The sequence below is a fragment of the Proteiniphilum sp. UBA1028 genome, from assembly GCF_002316955.1.
Lineage (GTDB): Bacteria > Bacteroidota > Bacteroidia > Bacteroidales > Dysgonomonadaceae > Proteiniphilum.
This window is the reverse complement of sequence record NZ_DCEN01000023.1, coordinates 3,635-8,741: the sequence shown is the minus strand read 5'-3', so window position 1 is coordinate 8,741 and position 5,107 is coordinate 3,635. Positions and strand designations below refer to the sequence as shown.

The window sequence follows — 5,107 nt, the reverse complement described above, 5'->3', positions numbered from 1 at the left end:
GGAACCGTGTTGTACGGATTGGAGCAAGGGTACAAATTTGGAATTATCGGCTCTACGGATCAACATGCCGGCTACCCCGGAAGCTATGGCGACGGACGGGTAATGGCCCTCGCCCCTTCCCTCAAACGTGATGATATCTGGCACGCTTTGCAGAACAGGAATGTGGGGTGTGCCACGGGCGACAAGATAAAGATTGATTTTCGAATCAACGACGCAGTCATGGGCGAAGTGATCAGGGGTAACAGCAGAAGAATTTACCTGAATGTAGAGGGAGAAAATTCGATTGATTATGTGGACATCATCAAGAATGGAAAATGCATCGCACGCATGAACGGGCCGCTTATTCCCGCGATACCGCAGGAAGATCCGGTCAGATGTAAAATAAAAGTGGAATTCGGTTGGAACCGCGAAGAAGAATATGTACATTGGAATGGTAAATTATCCATTGATAAAGGGATCATAAACCAGATAACACCCTGTTTCAGAGGGGCGGCATACACGTCCCCCCAGCCCGGCGAGAAGGCGTTTGAGACCCGGGTAAACCGGATCCTGTCCTCTTCTGAAAAGGATGTGGAACTGGATATGTATAGTGCTAAAAATCCCAATACCACAACACCGGCCATGCAAGGCGTCATCCTTGATCTGACTATTCCCAAAGAGGGAAGTTTAACGGCAGATTTCAACGGGAAGCGTTTCACGCATTCTATCGGAGAATTACTTCACGGTTCCAAGGCTCATTTCATGATAGGTTGGCTGAGTGAAGCGGTTTCATTCAACAGAGCCATTCCTGAAAGCGCCTTTCAGGTGGAGCATTATATGGAAGACACTGTCGCTGAAAGGGAGGTCGACTACTACTATGTGCGCGTAAGACAAAAAAACCAGCAATGGGCATGGAGCTCCCCTATCTGGGTAGAAAAAATATAAAACAGTGAACGATGAGAACAGCAATTGGTCTTGATTTGGGAGGAACTTCCATAAAGTATGCACTGGTTGACGAAGAGGGACAAATAATGCACCAGGGCATACGTCCTTCTTCGGCGACAGTCTCCGCGGGAGCTGTCGTTGATCAGCTCTGCAAATGCATTGAAGATATCGAAAGGTTCTTGTCCTCGAAGGAAGGGATCGACCTGAAAGGAATTGGCATTGGTACCCCGGGCATCATTGACGAAACAAACAGGATTGTCCTGGGCGGAGCCGAAAATATAGAGGGATGGGAAAACATTTCCCTTGCCCGGATCATCGAAGAGAAAACAAAACTTCGTACGGTAGTGGCCAACGATGCCAATGCGATGGGATTGGGTGAAACAATGTTCGGTGCCGGAAGGAACTTCAAACACATCGTGTTTCTAACCGTGGGAACAGGCATTGGGGGCGCAGTGATTATCGACGGAAAGCTTTTTAACGGATATGCCAACAGAGGGACGGAGCTGGGACACGTTCCCTTTATTGCCAACGGTGTGCCTTGTGCCTGTGGCTCTGTAGGATGCCTGGAAGCATATGCCTCCACGTCGGCACTGGTACGTCTTTTTACGAATGAGTGCATTGAACAGGGCATAAAAACAGAAGAAGTGAACATCAACGGGAAGTATATTGTGGATCTATACCTTGCAGGAGATCCCCTGGCAGAAAAGTGCCTGAACAACCATTGCGATTATCTTGGTCATGGAATTGCAGGCCTCATCAACACTTTCAGCCCGCAGCTTATTGTGGTTGGCGGAGGACTGTCGGAAGCCGGCGATTTTTATATGGAAAAAGTGCGAAAGGCCGCTTTCCGGTATGCGATGAAAGACTGTGCCCAAAATACAGAAATTACGGCAGCCCAGCTGGGAAATATGGCCGGAACAATTGGCGCAGCCTCGCTCGCATTCTCACTCCTTGATTGAATCATACAAAAACTGATAGAAAACCTATGAACTTTTTTCATTGTCTTATTTTGTGCTTTCTCTTCGCTATCCCATCCTGTTCACAGGGATGTATCCTCAAAACAGGGAAAGAAACCCTTATGCACGAGGTGAGGGCAACACCCTCACCGCTGAATGGCGAACATATTCAGTTAAATCCGCCCCGGTTTATGTGGCCGGACAAGTATCCTCACTTGGGTGCGGTTTTGGATGGCGTGGAAAGCACCGAGTCAAAACCGGAGGTGACTTATCGGATACGAATCTCGCAAGATCCGAAATTTACCCACAACGTCATACAGGGCGAAAGGAAGTGGGCCTTTTTTAATCCGTTCCAACAGTTGGATAAGGGCAAATGGTACTGGCAGTACGCATTTGTGGATGCAGACGGTTCCGAAGAGTGGTCACCGGTACTTGAATTTCGTGTCGGCGATGGAGCAAAAACATTCAACCCTCCTTCCTTCAATGAAGTTTTGGAGAAACTGCCTGCATACCATCCCCGAATTTTACTGGATAAGAAGGAATGGGAAAATATCATCGACAGAAACAAGGACAACAAAGAAACTGACTCCTATTTTAAAATATCCAACAGATGTTTGTCGAACCCGATAAAACCATTAAACGAAGAGATTGACACGGCACAATTGGTTCATCTAGCCAACGTTGTACAGTACAAATCAGTGGTAATCAGGGAAAGCAGAAAGATTGTAGACCGGGAGGAAAAAAACATCGAATCCCTCATCCGGGCATACTTACTGACCAAGGACCATACCTATTACGAGGAGGGAATGAACCGGTTGTCGGAAGTAATTTCCTGGAAACAGAGTCCCTATTTTGCGGGTGATTTTAATTTATCGACCATCTTGTCACTATGCACCTCAGCTTATGATGCATTCTACGATATCCTTACCCCGGAAGAGCGGAAGTTACTACTGGGAGAGATAGGGACGATGGGTGACTTCTTTTATCATGAGTATGTCAATCATCTGGAAAACAGAATTGCCGACAATCATGTATGGCAGATGACCTTCCGGATACTGACAATGGCTGCCTTTGCCACCGTAGGGGAAATACCCGAGGCGACACTTTGGGCCGATTATTGTTACAACCTGTGGGTGTCCCGGTTCCCGGGACTGAACAACGATGGCGGCTGGCATAACGGTGACTCCTACTTTCACGTCAATATCCGCACCCTGATCGAGGTACCGGCTTTTTATTCCAGGGTTACGGGATTTGACTTTTTCAAAGATCCCTGGTACAATAACAATGCCGATTATGTGATTTACAGCCAGCCACCGTTTTCCAAATCAGCCGGACAAGGGAATGCACACGAGAATGTGAAGACACCCAGTGGAGCGAGGGTCGGCTACGCAGATGCACTGGCCAGAGAGTGCCAAAATCCGTGGGCAGCAGCCTATGTTACCCAAATCAAAGAAAAGGAACCGGATATTTTAACCGGCTCGTTCGAATCGAAACCGGCAGACCTTACCTGGTACAGATGCACGACCACCAAAGGGTATCCTGCAGACGGCAGGACGCTGGCAGATATGCCGCCTTCCAGGGTCTTCCCGGCAACAGGACTGGCAATCATGCATACCTCAATAGCAGAGCCACAGTCAAACGCCATGCTTTCATTCCGCTCAAGCCCTTATGGAAGCACGTCGCATGCGCTGGCAAACCAGAACAGCTTCAATACGTTTTACGGAGGAAAAGCCATCTTCTACAGCAGTGGCTACAGAACGGGCTTTACCGACTCGCACAGCATGTATTCCTATCGAAACACGCGCGCACACAACACCATTTTAATCAACGGAATGGGACAAAAGATCGGGACCGAAGGCTATGGATGGATGCCGAGACATTATGAGGGTAGTGCAATCTCTTATGTGCTGGGGGACGCATCCAATGCCTATGGCAAGATCTCTTCACCATTATGGTTGAAAAGAGCAGAGCTCTCCGATATTGAGTTTACTCCGGAAAAAGGATGGGATGAGAACAAACTTGAAGTCTTCCGGCGCCACATTATCCAGTTGGGAAAATCTGGAATATATGTCTTATATGATGAATTGGAAGCTACTGAACCGGTCAACTGGAGTTTTTTACTTCATACCACGGAAGAGCCTATGTCGGTTCATGATTCCCGGGATCATGTGACAGTGACAGGTACCAATAGTTTAGGAGGAAAATCTGCCGCCCACATTTTTTGTTCGGAAAAAGTAGAAACATCCCTGACCGATCAGTTTTTCAGCGAACCGGAAAACTGGAAAAATGTGACCGACAAATCGGGCAAGACAGTGGTTTACCCTAATCACTGGCACTTCAGGGCCGAAACGCAAAAAAGCAAAACAACAAGATTCCTGACAATTATTGACACACATGGCAAAGAGAGAGAAGACTACGAAATAATAAGAGAAGGCGAAAGCCTGGAAGTTGCAGATTGGCTTATACAGTGTAACATGTCAAAACCGGGAGAAAGCTTTATATCGGTGATCAATGCCAAAACAAAGGAATCCCTGGTGTACGATAAACATAAAAACAACGGAGCCACCGTCATCACAGAAATTGTCAAGGGGAAGAAAAATAAAATAAAATTATGCGATGTCATTCCCGATCTTGAAATTTAATAAACTATTGCATTAAGCAATGCAAGCAGAAGGCAAGCTCGATTGAATTATGTTGTGGAGAGCAATAGTCAAACTTTAATGCCCTGTTTCGGTAATTGCTTACCGAAACGGGTCTCTATCTTGTAATTTAGCAGATTATGCCAAAAACTAAAACAATATTAATTTGTTTTGATGAGATAGGATAAATTCGTAAATTTGTGCTCGAGCACATGTAGACTGAGAATTTTGCTTAAAAACATCGCTCCATCGAACGCTGAAAATATAAAATCAAAAAATAAAGATAAATAAAATGAAAACAAATTACGAACTACGCTATGCAGCGCATCCGGAAGATGCCAGATCTTACGACACGCAACGTTTGCGCAGGGATTTTCTGATAGAAAAAGTATTCGTCAAAGACGAAGTAAACATGGTGTACTCCATGTACGACCGCATGATTGTGGGAGGAGCCATGCCGGTGAACGAGTCGTTACACCTGGAAGCAATTGATCCGCTAAAGCAACCCGTTTTTCTGCGCAGCCGGGAGATCGGAATCTACAATGTGGGCGGCAAAGGAAAAGTAAAAGTGGGCGATGCTGTTTTTGA

Annotated in this window: 2 protein-coding genes and 2 pseudogenes; all 4 read left to right on the top strand. The window is 46.4% G+C overall.

Going from position 1 to position 5,107, the window contains the following annotated elements:
- Positions 1 to 924: pseudogene (locus tag B3Z75_RS02705) on the top strand (Tat pathway signal sequence); the annotation flags it as partial.
- Between the two features lie 11 nt (positions 925 to 935).
- On the top strand, positions 936 to 1,883 hold the full coding sequence (locus tag B3Z75_RS02700; protein ID WP_294067497.1) for an ROK family protein: 948 nt from the start codon (positions 936 to 938) through the stop codon (positions 1,881 to 1,883).
- A gap of 26 nt (positions 1,884 to 1,909) precedes the next feature.
- Positions 1,910 to 4,522, top strand: coding sequence for a DUF4962 domain-containing protein (locus B3Z75_RS02695; RefSeq protein ID WP_294067494.1), 2,613 nt, complete (start codon positions 1,910 to 1,912; stop codon positions 4,520 to 4,522).
- Between the two features lie 289 nt (positions 4,523 to 4,811).
- Positions 4,812 to 5,107, top strand: a pseudogene (locus B3Z75_RS02690) (5-dehydro-4-deoxy-D-glucuronate isomerase); the annotation flags it as partial.